The organism is Castellaniella sp., assembly GCF_049671645.1.
GTDB lineage: Bacteria > Pseudomonadota > Gammaproteobacteria > Burkholderiales > Burkholderiaceae_B > Castellaniella.
In genome coordinates this window covers 124,513-147,958 of the sequence record NZ_JBATVG010000022.1, presented here as the reverse complement: position 1 = coordinate 147,958, position 23,446 = coordinate 124,513, and the positions used below count along the sequence as shown (strand labels likewise).

12 protein-coding genes and 1 tRNA gene are annotated in these 23,446 nt (G+C 63.7%); 3 read left to right on the top strand and 10 right to left on the bottom strand.

Annotation, left to right across the window (positions count from 1 at the left end; translation table 11 throughout):
• From WBG56_RS11065 to WBG56_RS11035, 7 genes are all read right to left on the bottom strand, one after another.
• Positions 1–2,831, bottom strand: a 2,831-nt coding sequence (locus WBG56_RS11065) for a retention module-containing protein (RefSeq protein WP_424268216.1), incomplete at its 3' end; no start/stop codon positions are given.
• 213 nt (positions 2,832–3,044) lie between these two features.
• Entirely contained in the window at positions 3,045–11,033 is a 7,989-nt protein-coding gene (locus WBG56_RS11060) for a retention module-containing protein (RefSeq protein WP_424268214.1), read from the bottom strand.
• Between the two features lie 231 nt (positions 11,034–11,264).
• Positions 11,265–11,900, bottom strand: a complete 636-nt coding sequence (locus tag WBG56_RS11055) for a helix-turn-helix transcriptional regulator (protein WP_424268212.1) — start codon at positions 11,898–11,900, stop codon at positions 11,265–11,267.
• Positions 11,901–11,914: 14 nt separating this feature from the next.
• Positions 11,915–13,201, bottom strand: a complete 1,287-nt coding sequence (locus WBG56_RS11050; RefSeq protein ID WP_424268230.1) for an HlyD family type I secretion periplasmic adaptor subunit — start codon at positions 13,199–13,201, stop codon at positions 11,915–11,917.
• An 82-nt stretch (positions 13,202–13,283) separates the two neighbouring features.
• Positions 13,284–15,518, bottom strand: coding sequence for a type I secretion system permease/ATPase (locus tag WBG56_RS11045; RefSeq protein ID WP_424268210.1), 2,235 nt, complete (start codon positions 15,516–15,518; stop codon positions 13,284–13,286).
• Positions 15,519–15,525: 7 nt separating this feature from the next.
• Positions 15,526–15,747 carry a hypothetical protein gene (locus WBG56_RS11040; protein ID WP_424268208.1) on the bottom strand — a complete coding sequence of 74 codons (222 nt, stop codon included), beginning with the start codon at positions 15,745–15,747 and terminating at the stop codon, positions 15,526–15,528.
• A 104-nt stretch (positions 15,748–15,851) separates the two neighbouring features.
• Positions 15,852–17,342, bottom strand: coding sequence for a TolC family outer membrane protein (locus WBG56_RS11035; protein ID WP_424268206.1), 1,491 nt, complete (start codon positions 17,340–17,342; stop codon positions 15,852–15,854).
• Positions 17,343–17,838: 496 nt separating this feature from the next.
• On the opposite strand from WBG56_RS11035, the gene WBG56_RS11030 reads away from it, so the two are divergent.
• Together WBG56_RS11030 and WBG56_RS11025 are read left to right on the top strand one after the other, a co-directional pair.
• A complete protein-coding gene (locus WBG56_RS11030; protein ID WP_424268204.1) occupies positions 17,839–19,005 on the top strand; it encodes an alpha-hydroxy acid oxidase in 1,167 nt (388 codons plus the stop codon).
• 58 nt (positions 19,006–19,063) lie between these two features.
• The gene (locus WBG56_RS11025; RefSeq protein ID WP_424268202.1) at positions 19,064–20,293 is read left to right on the top strand and encodes a nucleoside recognition domain-containing protein; all 1,230 of its coding nucleotides are present in this window, start codon (positions 19,064–19,066) and stop codon (positions 20,291–20,293) included.
• A 5-nt stretch (positions 20,294–20,298) separates the two neighbouring features.
• On the opposite strand, the gene WBG56_RS11020 is transcribed toward WBG56_RS11025, so the two are convergent.
• Complete coding sequence (locus tag WBG56_RS11020) at positions 20,299–21,195, bottom strand: ATP adenylyltransferase family protein (protein WP_424268200.1); 897 nt, start codon at positions 21,193–21,195, stop codon at positions 20,299–20,301.
• Positions 21,196–21,351: 156 nt separating this feature from the next.
• Here WBG56_RS11020 and WBG56_RS11015 point away from each other — a divergent pair, with 156 nt between their 5' ends.
• Positions 21,352–21,879 carry a hypothetical protein gene (locus WBG56_RS11015; RefSeq protein WP_424268198.1) on the top strand — a complete coding sequence of 176 codons (528 nt, stop codon included), beginning with the start codon at positions 21,352–21,354 and terminating at the stop codon, positions 21,877–21,879.
• Positions 21,880–21,944: 65 nt separating this feature from the next.
• On the opposite strand, the gene WBG56_RS11010 is transcribed toward WBG56_RS11015, so the two are convergent.
• Both WBG56_RS11010 and WBG56_RS11005 read right to left on the bottom strand, forming a co-directional pair.
• Positions 21,945–22,037 (bottom strand) — tRNA-Ser (locus tag WBG56_RS11010).
• A 99-nt stretch (positions 22,038–22,136) separates the two neighbouring features.
• Positions 22,137–23,405: an aspartate kinase gene (locus WBG56_RS11005; RefSeq protein ID WP_424268228.1), complete on the bottom strand. Its 1,269-nt coding sequence runs from the start codon at positions 23,403–23,405 to the stop codon at positions 22,137–22,139.
• Positions 23,406–23,446: the final 41 nt, after the last annotated feature.

The following is a 23,446-nucleotide window of genomic DNA, read 5'->3' as shown; positions in this document are numbered from 1 at the left end:
CTCTTCTCGCCATCGGCGCCGAAGGCCATGGCCACGCTGCCGGTGACGACCGAACCATAGGCGCCCGTGGCCGCCGTGTCCACACTGATCGTGGGCACGTCGTCCACAATCGTCACATGCAAATTCTGCGGGGAAGCCTCGCTCCCGCTGCTGTCCTTGGCCTTGATCGTGACATCAAAATTGATTGACCCATCCGTCGACGAACCTTCCGCGCCATGCTCGACGGGAGCCAGCAAATTGATTTGATAGCCGTAATCACCCGTCGTGCCGCCTGCAGGAGGTATCAGCACAATCGTCATGACGGGAGCGCCGTCCGCGGTGCCCGTCAGCGTATGTGTCGTCGCATCCCATGTCCAGACCACCGGCTTCCCATCCGAAGTGACCCCTGCGGGGCCTTCGAGACTGACAGTAACCGTATCCCCAGTATCCGGATCGCCAACGGCGAAGGTGCCCCCACTCTGGGTCGGCTCGCTGTGATCGGAGCCATTCGCCAAGCCAGCCTCGTAGACGAGGCCATCGCCACCATTGCCCACCGTCGGCTGCCCAATCGTCGGGACGTCATTTGCCCCAGTGATATTGATCGTCAACGTTGCCGGATTGCTATTGTCGCCGTCCCCATCAGTCAGAAGATACGTAAACACATCCTGTGCGGCAGCGCCATCGCTCAGCGCCTGCAGTGCGGGATAGCGAGAATCGCCTTCCGTTGCCAGCGTATAGGTGTAGCTGCCATCCGCGTGAATCGTGAGGTCGCCATAGGTTCCATTCACGACGGCGGAGCCATCGACCGCGATTTCTTTAACCACAGCGTCGGCATCCGAATGAACTTCCGACACTCGAGCGCCATCGGCGCCTTGCGTGTCAGCCACGTCGCCGGCCGTTGCGCCAGTGGCACCCAGCACATTACCCGTCACCGAGGTGCCGTCCTCGCCAATCGCATTGGCATCGTCGGCAGCCACCGGCGCATCGTCCACGATCCGGATGTTCAGAGCCTGGCCCAGGTTCACATCCCCGTCCACGTCCTTGGCCACCACCGTGAAGCCATCGGTCGTCGAGGCGCCATCAACCTTGGGGGCATTGACCAGCGTGTAGCTGTAGTTCACCGTGATCGTGCCATCGGCCGCCTGGCTGTAGCCGGTCAGTTCCATCGTGCCGTACTGCGTCGTCACCGTCTGATGCGTCGTGCCCAGCGCTTCCAGCGCCGCCTTGCTCAGTACCAGCGTGGCCGCGTTGCCGCCCGCATCCGTGTAGCCCAACGTCACCGCCTCGCTGGCATGCAGTCCGTCGAGCGCCTGCACCGTGAACGACCCGGCAGCCGTCAGGTCCGCCACGTTAGGCGCACTGCCATCGGCCAACCCGCTTTCAAAAACCGTGTTATCCGTCGTCGTGCCATGCACCGGATTGCCCGTCTCCGTCGGCGGCACCTCCACCGTCACGCCATCGTCGGCGCCGGTGACCGTGATCGTCAGGTCAGCCGAGGACTGGTCATCGTCCCCATCGGTCAACGTGTACTTGAAGACCTCATCGACCTGCTGGCCCTCGGCCAGGCCTTGCAGCGCCAAATAGCGCGGATCGCCCTCAGCGGCCAGCGTGTAGGTGTACTGGCCCTGCGCATCAATCGTCAGATCGCCATACTGGCCGTGGAACACCGTCGCGCCGCTGTCGGCCACCGCCGAGCTGCCCGCCGCGCCCGGTTCTTGAACACCGGTCACCTTGGCGCCATCGGCGCCTTGCGTATCCGCCACATCGCCAGCGGACGCCCCCGTAGCCGCCAGCACATTGCCAGTGACCGAGTTGTCGTCTTCCCCGATCGCATTCGCATCCGGATTCGCCACGGGCACTGTGTCCGTGATGTTCGCCACAAGGTCCGACGAGACGGTCCTTCCCTGGTCATCGACCACAGTGATACCGATGGAGTCCAGCACCGACTCGCCGTCGCCTTGGCGATGGTCCTGCGCCCCGTCGGAGGTATAGCGATAAGAGACTTCACCCGTAGTCGGGTTATAGCCGGTGATCACCAGCAACCCGCGGTCGGTGTCAATTTGGATGGGAGTCCCGGACGAAGCCAGCAACTGGGCCAGCGTGACCGGGAGGGGGGGGGAAGCAGAGGGCGCGGCGGAGCCGCCCGGCGTGCCGGTTTCGCCGAAGAAATTGAATACCAGTTCCCGCAGTCCGCCTGCTGCCGTGAAACTGAACGTGCCTTCGACCCCGACCCCGGTATTCGATTCGACGATACTGAAATTGCCGGGCACCGCGACAGGCGGCTGACCATCGCCGCCGGGCTGATCATTGGTATCAGGCACATCGATGGTCGGACCAGCCGGGACCGGGGCGGGTGCCGCCCCATCCGGCGCTGGCGCCACCCCACCCAGTTGCACGAATTCCGGCGTTTCCAGGCCCGGACGCGGGTAGGCCAAAGCCAACGGAGTCACTGTTTCCACGATGCTGGACAAGCGCGTGAAGCTGGCGCCGCCGCCACCGCCACCGGTCAGCACGGCTGCGGTCGGATCCAGGACTGCGAACGGATCTTGCCCGGCATCCAGCGCGGCCAGGACCTGATCGGCCACGGGATCGGCAGGCGGGGTCACGGCGTTGTCGGCCGGTTGCGGCTGGGCAGCGGCCAGATCGTCGGACACCAGCATGTCGGTGTTCTGGCCGACGATCACCGGGGGCACCCCCGTGGCCTGCAGGGTCACGCTGGCGCCGCCGTCCGTCAGGATGTGAGCATCCACAGGCACACGCATGCCTTCATGCAGCGCGATCAGTTGCCCATCGGCATTGCGCATCCAGGCCTTGCCAGTGACGTGGGTGATCAGGACGGTATCGGTAGCCATGGTGGGTTCCCCAGAGGTGAAATTCGGTCGTGCCTGCCAGGGCGCATCCAAACGCCATGGCGGCGATCATGAGGAAAGATGCTACCGATGTAAGAGAATGTCGCCTATTGGCGGGGACGCCAATAGGGGCATCGACATAGCACAAAAGAATCCGCCCGTGCCAGAGAGAACCCTGCCACGGGCGGAAGCACAGCCTGACGATCAGAGCCAGGATCAGTGGCTGTCGACCTTCAACTTCCCGTCATTGATGAGGCTGTTGATGAGCGCAGTCTGTCCCGCAGCGGTATCCAGATTGTCATGTCCGACCGTCAGGTCGACGTTATCGATGACGATCTGCTGGTCATGGCCGGAGGCCACATTCCCATCCGTACTGATATTGATGATGGTCTTGCCCGCATCTCCACCCGTACCACCGCTGATATGCAGATACTGCGTCAAATCGCCATGATCACCCGGCGTAGCACCGTCGGTATGTCCCTGGAGCAGATCGCTAAGGTCCAGCTTGTCCTTGCCACTGGCACTGGCAGCATCCACACCAAAGTCCATCACGTGATCCACCGCCGCTGGGTGACCGGCCGCAGCCTGGTCGCCAAGCTTCCAGACGAAGACGTCGTCGCCAGCCCCGCCATACAGCGTATCGTTGCCGGCCCCGCCGATCAGGGTATCGTTACCGCCCTGGCCGTAGAGGGTGTCGTTCCCGGCGCCGCCATCCAGAGTGTCATTCCCGCCCCGGACATCGCCCGCGACATTGAACTGATCGGAATGGCCCTTGATGTAGTCGTAGATATCCTGGTTCGTCGCATCATGGCCCAGGTCCGCCTTCAGGTAGGCCTTCAGCGCATCCAGGCCCGAGCCGTCCGGCAAATTGTCCGGACGTCCCGCCCAGGCCAGGCCATCGGTATTGATGACGTCGCCGAACAGAATGTCGTTACCGTCGCCGCCCGACAGGGTGTCATTGCTGACAGGCAAGAGATCGATGCTGTCCGGCCCGCCGCCCTGCAAAGCGGCATTCAGGCCGTCGGCATCGTTGACGATATCGACTTGTCCGGCGTCGGCCGTGACCTTTTCGCCATCTACCCAGACCGACTGCGGCGCAGTGACATCGGTATTGTCGAAGAACTTCAGAATGTTCTCGTTAATGCCGGCTCCGATCCCGATGGCATGGACCTCGCCATAACCGGCCACCGCCTGGAAGTCATCCAGGGCATTAGCCACGTCGCCATAATTCATGGCGGATCCGCCTCCCCACTCGCTGTTATTGGTCGTGGGGTTCCCGTCGGTCAGGAAGAACGTCAGGTCCTTGTAGCTGGCATCGGCCGGCAGCGATTGGAACCAGTCCCCCGTCTGCTTGAAGGCGTCTTCGTAATTGGTAGCGCCGTCAGCCGTCAGATCGTCGATCTTATCAATCAAGGCCGCCAGTTTCGTGGCATCCAGGTCATTGAACACATAGCCGGACTGTCCATGCTTGGGAGTGACGTCCGTCGCATCGCCGGCGAACCCGATCAAGGCCACGTTGACCTTGCCATCATGACCCGCAAGCTGCTCGGCAAGGTGCTTCAAGGCATCCTGGACGAGTTCCATGCGGGAAATGGACTGGGTCTCATAATGGCTGGTATCGACGGTCTTCCAAGACCACGTGTCCCAGTCCCAATGCTTCTCACTGGACTTCACCCAGACCTCCTTGGTCTGGCCGGAAGCATCGTTCATCGAACCGGAGGTATCCACCACCAAGGCAATGTTGTAATTCTGGCCCGGCCGCACCGTGACGTCGGCTCCGCCCGTATCACCCAGCAAAATATCATTGCCGACATTCCCTGCCAGAACGTTCTGGTCATTGGTGCCAGTTACCAGCTTGTCGCCGACCAGGTGGATATCCACCGCCGCGACATCCGCGCCGCCCTTGCCGTCTGACACGCTCACGGTCAAGTGGTCCGTGCGTTCCGTATCGAACAGGTCGCCGGTCTTCGCGGCATCAACCTGGATTTCCCCGGTCGCCGCATCGATGCTGTAGGCGTGGTTGTCGTTGCCGTCGGTGATCTGGTAGTTCAGGGTATCGCCGTCGACATCATGCGCCAGCACCTGACCCACGACCGACGTCCCGGAATCCTGATCCGCAGCCGTGAAGGCATAGGCGTCGTGATTCGGCGGGGTATCGGCCGTGTCAGTGCCGCTGAGAAACTCGGGCGCCGTATTGGCCTTGGTCGCGACATCGAACGAAGTCGTCACCGAATCGCCATCCCCGTCCGTGCCGGTCACGTGAACGGTGAAGTCGGGAGCATCGACATGCGCCGAGGTGTATTGCAGGTTGCTGTCAAATCCAACCTTGATATTCCCCTGGCCCGTCACATCCACCTGATCAAACGCCAGCCCGCCCAACTGAGCGCTCGTGATGGCGATGGTCGAGTGATTCTTGTCAACAGGAAGATAGAGCGTCTTGACAAACTCGCCGTCGTTATACAAATCGACTTTGACAGAGCCGCCGTCCCATATCTTTTTGACCGACAAGCTGAAGTCGGATACCGGCTCTTTAAAGGCGATCTGGAACTGTTCGCCCGACTGGAATTGCCCGCCGTTATCAATCCCGAACCCATTCGCGGTACTTGCATTCAGAGTATCGCCACCCAACGCACGCACCTGTACGTCATCCCCCCACTGATAATGATCCGTCGGCGGGTTGGTGATGAGATAGCCTCCGACAGGAGGCAGGGTTTCTTTTCCTGCCAGCACATAATGCTGGTCAACCGAGTAGGTGCCGTTGTCATTCAACGTCACGGTATACAGCGGCGTTCCCGAATGACCGGAAGCATAAATATCCGCCGTCTTTCCATCGCCGCTGACCTTCGCCTCGTAGCCCTCGGGCAAGCCATCGATTTTGGTGATATCCAGCGATGCGCCGTTGACATCCGCGCCCGTATGGAAGACCAGATCGCCGGACGTTTCACCCACCTGATTGAGCAGGGTGGCATCGGTCACTTGACCGAATTCCGGACTGTCGTCTTCGATGTTGATCGTCAGGGTGCCGCTGTCGGTGCCGCCATGACCATCGGAAACCTGCACACCGATGCCCAGGGACAGCACATCTTCCACGCCGTGCCCCGGGGTCCCGGAATCCGGATGATCGATCTGACCCGACAGGGTGACGGTGTAGGCGCCGGCATCCGTGATCGTCACGGTGATCACCGTGACGCCATCCACCGTGCCGATCAGGGTGTGGTCGCTGTCCGACAAGGCCCAGATGACCGGCTTGCCCTGGGAGGTCAGCGCATCGTCCGCCGGCTTCACCAGCGTGACCACGTGCGTGTCACCGCTATCCTGGTCGGTGATGGACAGCGTACCGGAAGACGTCCGCTCATTGCTTGTGTCCGTGGGCGTTCCGGACGTATCCGGCAGGCCATGCGGCAGGCCTTCCTCGGACACTGCCGCCGTGCCGTCGGCGATGACGGGCGCGTGATTGAATTCCGGCAGACCGATCGTGATCCGACCGACCGACGGGTCGCCGTCGGCGTCCTTGACCGTGAAGGAAGCCGGCAACGCATTCAGGTGATCGCCCTGCGCATCGGTCAGGGGCTTGTACTCGAAGAATTCCCACTTCCCGGTCGCGGGCGACAGAACCAGCTGGAAGGCCAGTTCGCCGTTGACCATGCCGTTCAGCACGGTGCCCTTGCCTTCGGAGGAGAACTGGACTTCCTGCCCATCGGCATAGATCGTGCCGGCCGCCGGCGTGTTCCACTGGGCGCTGCCCGCGCCATCGGCGCCATACTGGTAATCAAGCTGACCCGTGCCATAGGCCAGAGCCTGAGGCAGCTCGGAAGCGCCGAAGGTGATGCTCTTGACGGCGAAGTCGCTGTTGTCGCTGAAGTTGGTATTGCCGTTGCTGGTCGCCCGGAATACCAGCGTATCGAAGCCGCCGAAGCTGTCGGCGTTGAAATCCGCCGCATAGTCGCCGGATCCCGCATCGGAATTGAAGGCCTGCTGGCCGACCTTGACGCCGTTCCGCCAGAATTCCACCACGCCGGATTCCAGTTCGCCGCCGTACATCATGGAGAATTCCACATGAGCGCTGTAGGCGACCTTGCCGTCCTGCAGCGCAACGGTCAGAGTTTCGGATGCGCCTGACTGGTCCTGGAAATTGCGGTAATCAATTTCGCCCGGCAAAGGGAAATACGATTCGCCCGGGCTGCTGACCCCCAGGCCGCCGCCGGTCTGCACAACAGTGGCTGCGGTCAGGGTCGGGTCGGTATCGGATTGGAACCCTTGCCCCGTGACCAGGATGGCGCCCTGATTGAAGCTCAGCGCGGTGCCGCTCGAATCACCGGAAAAATCGACGGTGCCGACATACACATCCGGGATGTGTTCCGTCGTAGCGGTTCCCTGGGCCTGCGTGTCCTGAATGTACGGGCTGTCGTCTTCGACACGCACCGTGATGGCGGAGTTCGTGACGCCGCCGTGGCCGTCATCTACCGTGATCGGAACGTTCAGGTTCAGCACGTCCTCGGCCGCATCGGCCGTGATCGGATGGTCGATGGCGCCCTTCAGCGTCACCGTATAGTCGTAATGCCCATCGGCGCCCGGAGTCAGGTCGATCTGGATGATTTCGCGGTAGTTGTCGGTGCCTTCAGTCCCGGTGTAGCCGATCAGATGATGGCCATCGGCACTGGGGGCCCATTGAATGGGGTCCCCATGCGACGTCAGACCCTGCGGCGTGGTCGAGCCGCTGGCCGGATTGTCCAGGCTGACCGCTGTCACGCCCGCGCCCAGGGTCACAGTCGGCGTATCGCCATCCACGTCCGCGACGGTGAACGAACCGGCCGCCGAAGGCGCGTTGGTCTGGTCGCCGCTGGGAACGTCGTTCCCTTGGCCGGGAATTCCGTTGTCGTAGTTGCCGCCGGCCGCTGTCAGACCTTCCTCGGAGACGACCACGTGACCGCCATCCTGGCCGAAGGTGACCGTGGGGGCGTCGTTGGCGCCCTTGATGTGAATGGTCAGCGTGGCTTCCGACGTGTCGCCGTCGTTGTCGGTCAGCGTGTACTTCAGGACGAAGTCCTTGGTCTCGCCATCGGCCAGCGCCTGCGTGGCGGGATTGGTGCTGTCCAGAGTGAACTTCCAGTTCCCCAAGGCATCCAGCTGCAGCGTGCCGTACTGCGACAGATCGGCCTGCACTGCAGCGTTGTCGCCGGCGTTCCAGGCGAAGCCATCGAACAGGTCATTCGGACCATCCGCGCCCCAGCCCGCATCGTTCACGAGCACATTGCCCACCAGAACCGCCGCATGGCCTTGCGCGTCCTCGGTCACGGTGCCGCCGTTGTCGTTGACCGCCAGCGGGCTGTCGTCCTGGATGTTCACGGTCAGGATATTGCCTGTCGCCGTCGCGCCATGACTGTCCGTGACCAGGATGGGGACACCCAGATTCAGGGCGTCTTCGATGCTCGTGTCGGGATGATCGATCGGCGCCAGCAGCTTCACGTCATACGAGTAGTTCCCGCCGCCGTTGTCGTGCAGGGAAACCCGAATCACGTCAGCCACCGGGATGAAATGCCCGAAGAGCGTGATCCCGATCTGGCCCGTCAGCGTCTTGCCACCATCCGACACCGACCAATGCACCTCCTGCCCGGCCGAAGTCAGAGAATCCGTCGGCGTGCCCAGCTTCACCGTCACAGTGTCGCCCGCATCCACGTCGTGGACCGTGAACGTGCCGCTGTCATTGGCGCTGTTCGTCGTGTCCGGGGAGCCGGCGCCGTCCGGGATGCCAGGGCCGTGCGGCGGCAGGATGCCGGCCCTCAGGCCTTCTTCAGACACCGCCGCATTCGCGTCGGCGCCATTGTCGCCAAAGGTGATCGTCGGCACGTCGTTCGTGCCTTTGATGTGAATGGTCAGCTCGGCTTCCGATGTATCACCATCGTTATCCGTCAGTGTGTACTTCAGGACGAAATCCTTGACCTGGCCATCGGCCAGCGCCTGAGTGGCGGGCTTGGAACTATCCAGCACAAAGGTCCAACCCCCGGCGGGGCCCAGGGCCAGCGTACCGTATTGAGACAGGTCGGCTTGCGCCGTTGCGTTGTCACCGGTGTTCCAGGCAAAGCCATCGAACAGGTCATTCGGACCATCCGCGCCCCAGCCCGCATCGTTCAGGAGCACATTGCCCCCCAGAACCGCCGCATGGCCTTGCGCGTCCTCGGTCACGGTGCCGCCGTTGTCGTTGACCGCCAGCGGGCTGTCGTCCTGGATGTTCACGGTCAGGATATTGCCTGCCGCCGTCGCGCCATGACTGTCCGTGACCAGGATGGGGACACCCAGATTCAGGGCGTCTTCGATGCTCGTGTCGGGATGATCGATCGGCGCCAGCAGCTTCACGTCGTACGAATAGTTCCCGCCGCCATTGTCGTGCAGGGAAACCCGAATCACGTCAGCCACCGGGATGAAATGCCCGAAGAACGTGATCCCAATCTGGCCCGTCAGCGTCTTGCCATCGCCCGACACCGACCAGTGCACCTCCTGGCCGGCCGACGTCAGAGAGTCCGTCGGCGAACCCAGCTTTACCGTCACCGTATCGCCCGCGTCCGCATCGTGGACCGTGAACGTGCCGCCGTCCGTGGCGCTGTTGGTCGTATCCGGGGAACCGTCGCCATCCGGAATGCCGGGGCCGTGCGGCGGCAGGATGCCGGCCCGCAGGCCTTCTTCAGACACCGCCGCGTTCGCGTCGGCGCCATTGTCGCCGCCGAAGGTGATCGTCGGCACATCGTTCGTGCCATTGACCGTGACCGTCAGCGTCGTGGTTGCGGTATCGCCGTCGGCATCCTGCAGCGTATAGCTAAAGACATCATTGGCTGTCTTATCCTGCCCCAGGGCCTGCACATCGGCATAACGAGCATCGGCGGGATCACTGACCAACGTATACGTGTAGGACCCATCGGCATTGAGCAACAAATCGCCATAAGCGCCATGCACGACAGTGCCAACGCCAGTCGTGAGGACCGCGCCACTACCCGCATCCCCCGTCGTCACTCCCGACACGGCTGTCGCATCGGCGCCAATCGAATCCGAGCCTCCGGGAGCGGATTCATGCAAACCATCGATGACATTGCCATTGGTCACCAGATGCGTGTCTTCCGTCACCTGATTCACATCGGGGTTGGCAAACGGCTGGGTGTCCAGGATATTCGCTACCAGATCCGAAGAGACCGACCGACCAAGACTGTCGGTGACGGTAATACCGATGGTATCGAAAACGGACTCGCCATCGCCGGTGGCTTTATCGTGATCCTGCGCGCCATCGGACCAGTAGGTGTAGCTCACGACGCCGGTGATCGGGTTGTACCCCGTGATGTGCAGCAACCCGCGATCCGTATCGATCACGATGGGATCATCCACCGTGGCATTGGCCAGTTCTGCGGCTGAAAACGAGGGATGAGCCGACACCACCGTTGCATTTCCGCCCCCCGGATTCGTGCCAGCAGGCGCGCCGGGAGCGGACTCAGGCACGTAGTTGAACTGCAGGGAGCCGAGGCTGGGATTTGCGGAAATTGTGAATGTCGCGCTGAACCCCGTATGGGTCGGATCATTGTCCGCAGGCGTGGAAAACAACGCGATCCCGGGCTGTTGCCCAGGCGAGTGGGTATTGTTTTCCAGAATCGAGAACGTTCCCGGGCGAATGCCGGGGTTGTCGCCATCGGGCGTGTCATTTTGGTCGGGGATACTGATTGACGGTCCAGGCGGGTTCGCCTGCGCGGCAGCCCCGCCCAGCAGCACGAATTCCGGCGTTTCCGCCCCGGGGCGCGGATACGCCAGCGACAAGGGAGACACGGCCTCGGTAATGCTGGCCAGACGCGTGAAGCTGGCGCCGCCGCCACCGCCACCGGTCAGCACGGCTGCGGTCGGATCCAGGACCGCGAACGGATCTTGCCCGGCATCCAGCGCGGCCAGGACCTGATCGGCCACGGGATCGGCAGGCGGGGTCACGGCGTTGTCAGCCGGTTGCGGCTGGGCAGCGGCCAGGTCGTCGGACACCAGCATGTCGGTGTTCTGGCCGACGATCACCGGCGGCACGCCGGTGGCCTGCAGGGTCACGCTGGCGCCGCCGTCCGTCAGGATGTGGGCATCGACGGGCACGCGCATGCCTTCGTGCAGCGCTATCAGCTGTCCATCGGCATTGCGCATCCAGGCCTTGCCAGTGACGTGGGTGATCAGGACGGTATCGGTAGCCATGGTGGGTTCCCCAGAGGTGAAATTCGTTCATGCCTGCCAGAGTGCATCCCACACCATGGCGGCGATCATGAGACAGCATGTTACGGGGGAAGAAGAGGCGCCGATATTGGCGGGTCGGCCAATATGGAAGGGATCTAAGGCAGGCCTGGGTCGGCGTATCCAGATCGCGGCCGGCCAGGCATCCGGCACTGACTGCGCCGGGTCAGTGGAAGCAGTGTTTTCCTGAGTCTGTCACACATCCACCCCGCGCCGCGCATGCTGGTCGATGCCATGCACCCGCAGCGCCAGCATCAGGCGATCGGTGACGCCCATTTTTTCGAAAATGGCGGAAATATGCGCCCGCACGGTGCGTTCGGTGATGCCGAGACTGTCGGCGATGGACTGGTTCGAATGGCCCTGGGCGACATAGCGGGCGACGTCGCGTTCGCGGGCGGTCAGGTCGCGGGCCCAGTCCTGATCGGGTTCGGGCACGGCCTGGCCGATCTGGCTGAGCATCCGGGTCAACATGCTTTTGCCGACCCAGATTTCACCGCCCATGACGTGGCGCAGGACACGGTCCAGGCCCTGGACCGGCATGTAGGCATGCACGTAGCCGACGGCGCCGGCCACCAGGGCGCGCTGGCCCTCGGGATCGCCGGGGTGGGTGCTGGCCACCACGATCTGCAGGCCGGCGGGAATAGGCGGGACCTGAGTATCGGCCGTGGGCAGCAGGCGGGCGTCCATGACCACCAGCACGCCCCGGCGCCCCCAGGGACCCAGGTCGGCCAGCCGCGCGCCGCGCGCTGGCGCCCAGTCGGCCTGCGCCAGGCCCGACCAATGCCGATAGAGCGACTCGTCCGCCGTGAGCAACAGAACCGGTAAGGTCATGATCATTCCCCCCTTCAGCGTTCGCGGAACGCATTGGAATGCGCTCGCAAAACGGGTTTCAGCAGATACTGCATCAAGGTGCGCTTGCCGGTCAGGATGTGGACTTCGGCCATCATCCCGGGGATGATGGGCCGCTCGTCGCTGCCGACGTAGGATTTTTCGGTGCGGACCTTGACCAGGTAATAGGAATTGCCTTTTTCGTCGGTGATGGAATCCGCGCCGATCTCCTCCACGTGGCCCTGCAGGCCGCCGTAGATGGAAAAATCGTAGGCGGTGAATTTGACTTCCGCCTTCTGGCTCGGATACAGGAAACCGATGTCGCGCGGATTGACCTTCACTTCCAGCAGCAGGGTGTCGTCGGACGGCACGATTTCCATGATGTCCTTGCCCGGCTGCACGACGCCGCCAATGGTGTTGGCCGTCAGGGTCTTGACCGTGCCGTTGACCGGCGAACGGATGTTGGACGACGTCACCCGGTCCGCTAGGGCAATCTGGCCTTCCAGCAGGGACGACAGTTTTGCCCGGGTGTCGGACAGTTCCGTGCGGGCCTGATTGCGGAAGGTGACTTCGGTTTCGTTCAGCTTGGCCTGGGCTTCCTGGATGGCCGCCTGGATCTTGTCGATCTGCGCGGCGGCGGATTTCTGATCCCCGCAGTATTTGGCCACGTCGCGCTGCAGGCGCAGCAGATCGACCTGAGACACCGCGCCACTGGCCAGCAGCGGCTTGGTCATGGTGTATTCGCGCGAAGACAGGTTGCAAGCCGTGGCCGCCTGGTCCCGGTTGGCGATGGTGGACCGCAATTCCTGCTGCCGCTGGTTCAACTGTTCCCGGGCGACTTCCAGGTTGGCATTCAGTTCGCGGGTGCGCGCCTGCCAGACGTTGCTTTCCTGTTCGGCCAGCTTGGGGGCCTGCTCCACGACGTCGGGCGGCGCCACGAAGGGCGTGTTGTTGGCGATGGCCTCCAGGCGGGCGACCTTGGCCTTCAGGGCCAGGGATTCGGCCCGGTTTTCCCCCAGCGACGAGGAATACCGCGTCGGATCGATGCGCAGCAGGACCTGGTTCTTGACGACTTTGTCGCCGGGACGGACCAGGATTTCCTGCACCACGCCGCCATCCAGGCTTTGCACGATCTGCACCTGGCGGGAAGGCACGACCTTGCCCTCGCCCCGCACGACTTCGTCGATTTCAGCGGTGGACGCCCAAAAGATCAGCACCCCCAGAGTCAGCAGCGCCATCCAGATCAGCGCGCGCGACCCGCGCGTGCGCTGCTGACTGAGCGCCCAGTTGGCATCCCCGATCATGTCCTTGCCGCCGCCTTCGTGGTGGTCGGGGGCGAACGACGTGCGCAGGCGGTCAAACCAATGTGGTAGCAATCCCATGACGTCAGCTCCTGCGGGCGCCGCCGATACGGCCTTGGCGCAGCGCTTCGACCACCTGGGCCTTGGGACCGTCGGCCACGATGCGGCCGTGGTCGATGACCATCAGCCGGTCGACCAGATCCAGCAGGGACGTGCGGTGCGTGACCAGGATCATGGTCTTGCCCTGGCTGGCGGCTTTCAGGCGAGCCTTCAGCTGGGATTCGCTCTGGTGGTCCATATTGCTGCTGGGTTCGTCCAGCAGCAGGATCTGCGGGTCGTTGACCAGGGCCCGCGCGATGGCGATGGACTGGCGCTGCCCGCCCGAGAGCGAATCGCCGCGCTCGCCCACGATCATGTTGTAGCCTTCCGGGTGGCTGGCGGCGAATTCGTCCACGCCGGCCAACTGGGCCGCCCGCAGCACGTCGTCGTCGGTGGCGAACGGCGATGCGATGGTCAGGTTGTGTTTCAAGGTGCCGTAGAACAGCACCGGATCCTGGGGCACGTAGCCGATGGTGCGCCGCACGTCGGCCGGGTCGATCTGGTTCAGGTCGATGCCATCGACCAGGATGGCGCCTTGCACCGGCGCATACAGTTTCAGCACCAGTTTTTCCAAGGTGGTCTTGCCCGACCCGATGCGCCCGATGATGCCGACTTTCTCGCCCGGCTGGATGCGGAAGCTGACGTCGTCCAGCGCCGCCATCTGGGTATTCGGATAGGCGAAGGTCACGCCCTGGAATTCAATGCCGCCGCGCAGCAGGGGGCGCGGCATGAAGGCATGGTCGGCGGGGCGTTCCACCGGCATGGACATGTAGTTGTCGATGGATTTCAGCGACGCCTTGGCATTGTGATACTGCATCATCAGGCCTACGACCTGCCCCAGCGGGGCCAGGCAGCGCCCGGAAATCATGGACGCGGCGATGATGCCGCCCATGGTCATGCCGTCTTGCACCAGGTAGACGCCGATCACCACCACGCTGATGTTGACCAGTTGCTGGCTGGTCTGCACGAAGCTGACTGTGACGGAGGACGTCAGTTTGATGTGCGCGCCCAGTTCGGCCAGCCAGCGGGTGGATTCCTCCCACATGCGCTGCGAATGGCTTTGGGCGTTCAGGGCCTTGACGGTTTCCATCCCGTTCAAGGCCTCGATCAGGCCGGCGTTGCGTTGCGCCCCGGCCTGGAAGGATTCCAGGGTCATCTTTTCGACCCGGGCCAGGGAAAACAGCGACACGACCATGATGACCAGAATGGCCACGATGGGCGGCGCCACCATCCAGGGGGAGATCCAGGCCAGCACCGCCAGGAACAGCACGACGAAGGGCAGATCCACCAGGGTGGTGAGGCTGGCCGATGCGATGAAGTCGCGCACGGACTCGAATGAGCGGAGGTTCGATGCGAAGGACCCGACCGACACCGGCCGGCTTTCCATGCGCAGATCGAGCACCTGTTCCATGATGCGCGACGACAATTCCACATCGACGCGTTTGCTGGCGATATCGACCACATAGGCGCGAATCGCCGTCAGCGCCAGGTTGAACACCATGGCCAGGGCGATGCCGATGGTCAGCGCCCACAGGGTTTCGACCGCGCTGTTGGGAATCACGCGGTCGTAAATGTTCATGGTGTACAGCGGCATGACCAAGGCGAAGATATTGATCAGCACGGCAGCCGCGACGGCGTCGCGGTAGAGTTTCCAGTTGCCCAGCATCGCAGCCCAGAACCAGTGGCCGCTGCGCGCTCGCATGTGAGCGTCCTGGGTGCGGTCTTCCGTGCGGTATTTGGGCCGCACGAAAGCAGCCAGGCCGGCGTACTCGATTTCCAGGTCCGCCTTGTGGACTTCGACGGGTTCCGGGGATTCCGGATACTGCACCAGATACTGGTCGGCGCGTTCGCGGATCAGGACGCAGGTGCGCTGGTTCTTCAGAAACAGGATCGCGGGGAACACGCTGCGCGACCAGCCGCCCAACCTGCGGCGCACGATGCGCGCGCTGCACTGCGCCCTGCCGGCGGCCCGCGTCAGCAGGGATGGCGTCAGGCACTGGTCGACCAGCGGCAGGCCGGACGATAGTTGCTGCGCCGTGCATGGACGGCCCAGCAACTGGGTGACCAGGACCAGACTGGCCAGCAAGGGATCGTCATGCAGCTGATGCGGCGTCGCGCCGGGCAGCTCCGGCCCCCGGTCGGCCCGATCAGGACCCGCCTGCGCGGGCGCTGCCGTCTGCGGCTGGGGATCGGATTGGGGGGATTCAGGCTGTGCGGCCATGGCTGCGTCAGAGGATGTTGTCGTCATCGGGAATCAGATCCAGCGCGTCATGCAGGCGCCGGCGCGCGCGTTTGCGCAGATTGAGTTTTTCAAGCGCCTGGGGAGGCAGGTCCGTCAGGCGCAGAGACCCATTGGCGATCAGCGCATCGATCAAGTCTTCCAGGACCCGGATGAAGCCGGCATCCAGCTCGGAGAGATCTTGTTTGATGCGGTCATGATCAGCGGCCATCGACGCGCTCCTTATTCCATAGAGAACACCGGGTTGCCTGTCCGGCAACCCGTTGGTCTCCGCACCACCGGAGCAGGCCGGCGCGGCCCGCCTTCATTGCTGGATCAGTTCCAGCCACTGGCACCTTTCTTGCCAGCCTGACCTGCCGGGGCAAGGACTGGAGGCTTCATGCCGCCCTGGTAGTTCACCTGGACGGGCTGGAGCCTGCCGGTGTCGGGCAAAGGCGTCACGCAGGCCTTGAGGATTTCATCCGGGAACTGCAGCTTGCTGGCCTCGTCGGGTTGTTCTTGGTAGGGATCTCCCAGGCTCAGCGCGGGCAGCACACGATGCGACAGGCTGAGCCAGCGGAATTCCGCAACCCGCAGGTCAAAAGCGCCGTTGGTCAGGGCCTGGCGGGCATCGAACAGTTCGTTTTCGGTATCCAGCAGGTCAAGCAGCGTGCGTTGGCCGATCTTGAATTGTTGCAAATACGCAACACGAACCTGGGCGATGTCGCGTTCATGCTGCTGCAGGAAGGGCATTTGCTGACGCAGGCGCACGACGTTGTTCCAGGCGATGGAGAGTTCCTGCTGCACGTTGCGGCAGGTGTAGTCGCGCACGTCGCGGGCCGCGTAGGTCTGCGCCGCCGTCTGGCGCACGCGTGCGCTGTCGGCGCCGCCACGGAACAAATTGAAGCTTGCCATCAACTGGACGTTGGAGCTTTGCACCGACTGGTCGTTGATGTAGGGAGGATCGGAACGGTCACGCCCCGTTGCGGCGCGCAATTCCAGCGTGGGCGAGAAACGCCCCTTTGCCGACGCATTGCCGCGCTCGGCCGCCTGCACCAAGGCCTGCTTGGCCAGCACGCTGGGATTCACCCGCACCGAGGGGATGAAATCCGTGGGGTCCTTGGGCAGGTCTTTCTCGACATCGGGGACTTCGGCCATGGTGTCGGCCGGGACCTTGCCCACGATGCGCTGATAGCGCTGGGTGACGTCGTTCAGATTGCCGGAAGCCGTCATCAGGTTGGTCTGGGCCAATGCCACCCGGGCCTGCGCCTGGACTTCATCCACGCCACGCCCCACGCCGGAATCGCTGCGCTCGGAGATCTGCTTGAGGATGTCGGTGTGCAGCTTGTAGTTCTGTTCGGCCAGGCGGACCTGTTCGCGATACCGCTGCACGTCCAGGTAGGCCTGGGTGGCCTGCTGGGCCATGTCGTCGACCGTGGCTTTCAGGGTGTAGTAGTCGGCCAGTTTTTCGAAACCCAGCTGGCGCACGTCGTTGATGGTGGAAAAGCCGTCGAACAGCAACTGGCGCAGCGACAGGCTATAGCCGTTGCGGGTCCAGTCGGTGGATGGGTTGTTGTCACTGCTGCCCCGGTATTCGCGGCCGGTCCAGCCCTGCAGATTGACTTCCGGCAGCAAACGGCCGCGACCGACCTTCTGGCCTTCCAGGCTGGATTGGAAATTCTGGAACTGGGCGCCGATTTCGGGATTGTTGAGAACTGCGGATTCCACAGCCTGCTGCAGAGAGATGTTTTCCGCGGATGCTGCCACGGAGAACGCCAGCGCCACGGCGGCGCCCAGCAAGGTGAGGGTGGTTTTGTGGTTTTTCATGTGTCTATCTCCTTCTGGGACATCAGCCTGGGCAGCCATGCGGCCTTCCGACAGCGCCCGGACGATCTGTTACAACCTATATCGTCAGAAACAAGTGGAATCTATTACACACGTACACGGCGCCACACAGACCCGCAGAGGGGGAAGACTGTCAAAACGGCTGTCCGCACCGGATGTAACAACGAAATGGCTTAAATACCATGACGACACCAGTGTTATTGGAACATCGAGAGCACCTGGGCGAACGCCCATTGGCAAGTCGGAGCCACTGGCTTCCGGCCAGTGTTCTTGAAGCATGAACTTGCGTCTTCTGTATGTTTAATTGTTGCAAATACCGTTGCATTGTACAAACCAGATGCACTTGTGACCAGCATTGACAACGGTCAAACAGATATAAATGAAGTTAAAAAATATTTCCGGATCGCGGCTCATGATACTGCCTTCCTCCCGGCCGGGAAACACGGTATAAACCAGAGTGCCCTTACCGGAGTCTCTTTTGCCTGCCCTGAACACGATCACCTGTATCGAAGACTTCCGCCGCCTGGCGCGCCGACGCGTGCCGCGCATGTTCTACGACTACATGGATTCGGGGTCCTGGACGGAATCCACCTACCGGGCCAATGAAAGCGATCTGCAGACGCTGAAATTCCGCCAACGGGTGGCCGTGGACATCGCCGCCCGCAGCCTGCGCACCCGCCTGCTGGGCGAAGACGCCGCGATGCCGGTGGCGCTGGCCCCCACGGGGCTGACGGGCATGCAGCGCGCCGACGGCGAGATCCTGGCGGCGCGGGCGGCGGAACGCTTCGGCGTGCCATTCACCCTGTCCACCATGAGCATCTGCTCGATCGAAGACGTCGCGGCCCACACCAGCCGGCCATTCTGGTTCCAGCTCTACGTGATGCGCGATCGCGACTTCATCGGCCGCCTGATCGACCGCGCCCGGGCCGCCCGCTGCTCGGCCCTGATGGTGACGCTGGATCTGCAGGTGATGGGGCAGCGCCATAAAGACATCAAGAACGGCCTGTCCACCCCGCCGCGCCCGACGCTGGGCAATCTGATCAACCTGGCGACCAAGCCGCACTGGTGCCTGCGGATGCTGGGCACGCAACGCCGCAGTTTCGGCAATATCGTCGGCCACGCCCGCGGGGTCGCCGACATGCGGTCGCTGGCGTCGTGGACCAGCGACCAGTTCGACCCGACATTGAACTGGGACGATCTGGCCTGGATCAAGGAGCGCTGGGGCGGCAAGATCATCGTCAAAGGCATCATGGATCCGCAAGACGCCCGATTGGCCGTGGACGCCGGGGCCGACGCCCTGATCGTCTCCAACCACGGCGGGCGGCAGCTGGACGGGGCGCCGTCATCCATCGCCGCGCTGCCGGCCATCGCGCAGGCTGTCGGCGACCGGATCGAAGTCCTGATGGACGGCGGCATCCGCAGCGGCCAGGATGTGCTCCGGGCCCTGGCCCTGGGAGCGCATGGCGTCATGATCGGCCGGGCTTTCCTGTACGCCCTGGCGGCCGCCGGCGAGGCCGGCGTGCGGCGCGGGCTGGAACTCATCGCCAACGAACTCGACGTATCCATGGCGTTTTGCGGCCGCACCCGGGTCCAGGACGTCGACCGCGGCATCCTGGTCAATCCGGACGCCGTGACGGGACGATAGGCGCCGGCATGCAACCCTCTCCCCGGTCCGGCCACAGCAGGTCCGCGCGGCGGCCGGCATGCTGAACATTCTCTGGCTCTGCTTTTTCCTGATCGCAGCGGTGGCCGGGCTGTTTCAGTGGCTGGCGCTGGGCGATCCGGATGTTTTCTCCCGTCTGATCGCCAGCCTGTTCGACATGGCCGATCTGTCGGTCAAGCTGATGCTGCTGCTGTTCGGCACCCTGACCCTGTGGATGGGGTTCCTGCGCATCGCGGAAGCCGCCGGACTGGTGCGGGGCCTGGCCAAGCTGCTGGGGCCGCTGTTCCGGCGGCTGATGCCGGGGGTGCCGGCAGGGCATCCGGCCTTGGGCCTGATGACACTGAATTTCGCGGCCAATGCCCTGGGGCTGGACAATGCCGCCACGCCTATCGGGCTACGGGCCATGCATGCGCTGCAGACGCTGAACCCGGAACCCAAGACCGCCACCAACGCGCAGATCCTGTTCCTGGTGCTGAACTCGTCATCCCTGACCCTGTTGCCCGTATCGATCTTCATGTACCGGGCGCAGCAGGGGGCGCCCGACCCGACGCTGGTGTTCCTGCCCATTCTGCTGGCGACTTCGGCCTCGACGCTGGCGGGACTGCTGTCGGTGGCATTTATGCAACGCTTGCGGCTGCACGACCCGGTCGTCCTGGTTTGGCTGGGCACGGGCGCTTTGGCGCTGGGCGGATTCATGGCGGTGCTGGCCAGCCTGAGCGCCGGCGCCGTGGCGGCTCTTTCGTCCCTGCTGGGCAATCTGACGCTATTCGGCGTCATCATCGCCTTTCTGGCGGTGGGCGCCTGGAAACGCGTCCCGGTGTACGAAAGCTTCATCGAGGGCGCCCGCGACGGTTTCGAGGTCTGCAAGAACCTGCTGCCCTATCTGGTCGCCATGCTGTGCGCCATCGGCGTGCTGCGGGCGTCCGGGGCGCTGGACCTCATCCTGGACGCCATCCGCTGGGCCGTGCACGGGATCGGTCTGGACACGCGCTTCGTGGACGCCCTGCCCACCGCCCTGGTCAAGCCGTTTTCCGGCAGCGCGGCGCGGGCGCTGCTGATCGAGACCATGCAGCACTCCGGGCCGGACAGCTTCGCGGCGCTATTGGCCGCCACGGTGCAAGGCAGCACGGAAACCACGTTCTACGTGCTGGCGGTCTATTTCGGCGCAGTCGGCATCCAGCGGGCCCGCCACGCGGTGGGCTGCGCCTTGCTGGCCGATCTGGCCGGGGTGCTGGCATCGATCGGGGTGTGCTACTGGTTTTTTGGATGAGCCGTTCAGGCCGGCATCCCGACCCCGGCCAGCGCCTTCAGCGGCCCCGCCGCGCGGATGGCATCGATCTGGGCCGGATCCCGCACGTAAATGGTGCCGCCAAAGGACAGTGCGTTCAGCGACACGCCCTGGAAATGTTCCTGGCTGCGCGGCAGCACCAGCATCCAGCCATCGCCCACCAGCATATTGCACGGCGGCAACAAGCCATCGGCATCCGTTCGCAGATCCAGCGCGGCGCAGGCCTGCCGGAAGGCCTGCAGCATGCCATGGGCGCTGGCCCGCGCATCCACCCCCTGCCCGGCCTCCACGCGCACGAAGCAATGCGCCAGCGACAGCGACGGGTGCCGGGCCGCGCCTCCCACCGGCAAGCCGCCCGGCAGGCCCGCGCCCAGCTCCCGCAGCGATGCATTCTGGTCGGATTCGGGAATCCATTGCACGTGCTTGTGCCGTTGGCTGGCCCCCGCGGCCGCGCCGCCGTTGTAGAACCCGAGGCCGCCTTCGGACGACAGCACCGTGGCCAGGGCCTGGAAATCGATACCTTCCAGCGGCGAACACTGTTCCGAGAACTCTTGCCGCGCCAGCACCAGGTGGTGCAGGCAAACGGGGAATTTGTTCAGGATGGCGACGTGGTGATCGCCCAGCGGACCGACCAGCAAGGCGGGATCGGGATTCAGAAAGGGATTGAAATCGGGATTGCGCGGCCCACCCGGCAGCGTCGTGGCGACCCCGGCCGCCGGCCGACCCGCCGCATCCTTGGCGGCGAGCGCAGCCACCCAACGCACGATGAACGACAGGCCCTGATCCCGCAGCACCACTTGATCGGCCTGGATGGGTTGCAGATCGCCGGAAGCGAGAGCCGCATCGGTGCGTGCGCGCACAGTGCGCATGAAGGTCGATTCCATGATGTCTCCTGGTCTGCAGGCGGAGGAACACCCCGCCCCAAGCCATCCGTTCCGGCCCCCTGCCGGCGGACTCCGGACCGATTGTAGAGTATTCACGCACGACGCTTTCGGGATATGCTGACCGGTGTATCACCCAGCTCATCAAGAGGCCACAGTATGGCGCACCACCCTCTGTCCCGAATGTTTCGTGCCGGCCTGGCGGCAGGCGCCGGCGCGCTGCTGGCAGGCTGCGCCAACATAGCGGCCACGCCGCCGGGCACGCCGCTGACGCAGGTCGCCGCCCAATTCGGCGCCCCGACGCTGCAATGCACCGACCGGCAGGGGCAGGCGCGCGTCGTCTGGTCGCGGCAGCCCTTCGGGCAATACGCCTGGGGCGCCACGGTGGACGCGCAGGGTCGCGTCGGGCCGATCCAGCCCATCTTGACCGACGAGCATTTCCAGGTGCTGAAACAAGGCGTCTGGACGGCCGATCAGGTGCGCTGCGAATTCGGCCCGCCCGCCATCATCGACACGGCCGGCCTGCCCGACGTGCGCCAGATCGTCTGGAGCTACCGCTACAAGCAGGGCGGCGTCTGGAATTCGCTGATGTACGTATTCATGGGCCGCGACGGCAGCCAGGTGACGAAATTCCACCCGGGGCCGGACCCGATGTACGACCGGGACAGCCGGTGGCCCAGGCTCTAAAGAAAAACCCCGCCGGATACCATCTGGCGGGGTTTCATTTGGATTTGCTGACGCCAACGGGAAGCTGGCGGAGACGGAGGGATTCGAACCCTCGATGCGGGTATAAGCCGCATGCTCCCTTAGCAGGGGAGTACCTTCAACCACTCGGCCACGTCTCCAGCAAGATCGGCATTCTAGCATAGGAATCCGGTCGAACCCGCCAACCGGCTCTGGATTCCCGCCGCTGGCGATGGGCGCCAACGGCGGGTCCCGGGGATTCAGGCCTCGACCTTGGCCGGCTCCTGATCCAGTTCGAAGGCCTTGTGCAGGGCGCGCACGGCCAGTTCCATGTATTTGTCGTTGATCAGCACCGAGGTCTTGATTTCCGAAGTGCTGATCATCTGGATGTTGATGCCTTCTTCGGCCAGGGTGCGGAACATCAGGCTGGCCACGCCGACGTGGCTGCGCATGCCGATGCCCACGATCGAGACCTTGGCGACCTTGTCGTCGGACACCACGTCACCGGCGCCGACGGCCGGGCCGATCTGGTTTTTCAACAGATCCAGGGTGCGCGCGAAGTCGTTGCGATTGACCGTGAAGGAAAAGTCGGTCATGCCCTGCTGGGAGATGTTCTGCAGGATCATGTCCACGTCGATATTGGCGGCCGCGACCGGCCCCAGGATGGAATAGGCGACGCCCGGGGTATCGGGAACGTTGCGCAAGGTGACTTTGGCTTCGTCGCGGCTGAAGGCGATGCCGGAGACAACGGCGGATTCCATTTTGTGATCTTCCTCGAGAGTGATGAGCGTGCCCGAATGCATTTCCTCGTCGACCGGGATCATGGGATCGGTCAACGAGGACAGCACTCGCAGGGGCACCTGGTATTTGCCGGCGAATTCCACCGAACGGATCTGCAGGACCTTGGACCCCAGCGAGGCCATTTCCAGCATTTCCTCGAAGGAAATGACGTTCATGCGGCGGGCTTCCGGCACCACGCGCGGGTCGGTCGTGTAGACCCCGTCGACGTCCGTGAAGATCAGGCATTCATCGGCCTTCATGGCGGCGGCCACCGCCACGGCGGACGTATCCGATCCCCCGCGGCCCAGGGTGGTGATGTGGCCCTCGTCGTCGATGCCCTGGAAACCCGTGATGATGACCACCCGGCCGGCGTCCAGGTCCTGGCGCACCCGGGTGTCGTCGATCGATTTGATGCGGGCCTTGGTGTAGGAACTGTCGGTGCGCACCGGCACCTGCCAGCCCGCATAACTGCGGGCAGCCACCCCCTGGCGCATCAGGGCGATGGCCAGCAAGGCGCTGCTGGCCTGTTCGCCGGTGGCCGCCAGCATGTCCAGTTCGCGCAGGTCGGGCTGCGGGGAAATTTCTTTCGCCAAGCCCAGCAGGCGGTTGGTTTCACCCGACATGGCCGAGGGCACCACGACCACCTGATGGCCGGCGGCATGCCATTTGGCCACGCGCCGGGCGACGTTCTGAATGCGTTCGACAGAACCCATGGAGGTGCCGCCGTATTTCTGGACAATGAGCATGATGGATAGGCAGTGAAACGCTGCAGGCGGCCGACAGACCCCCG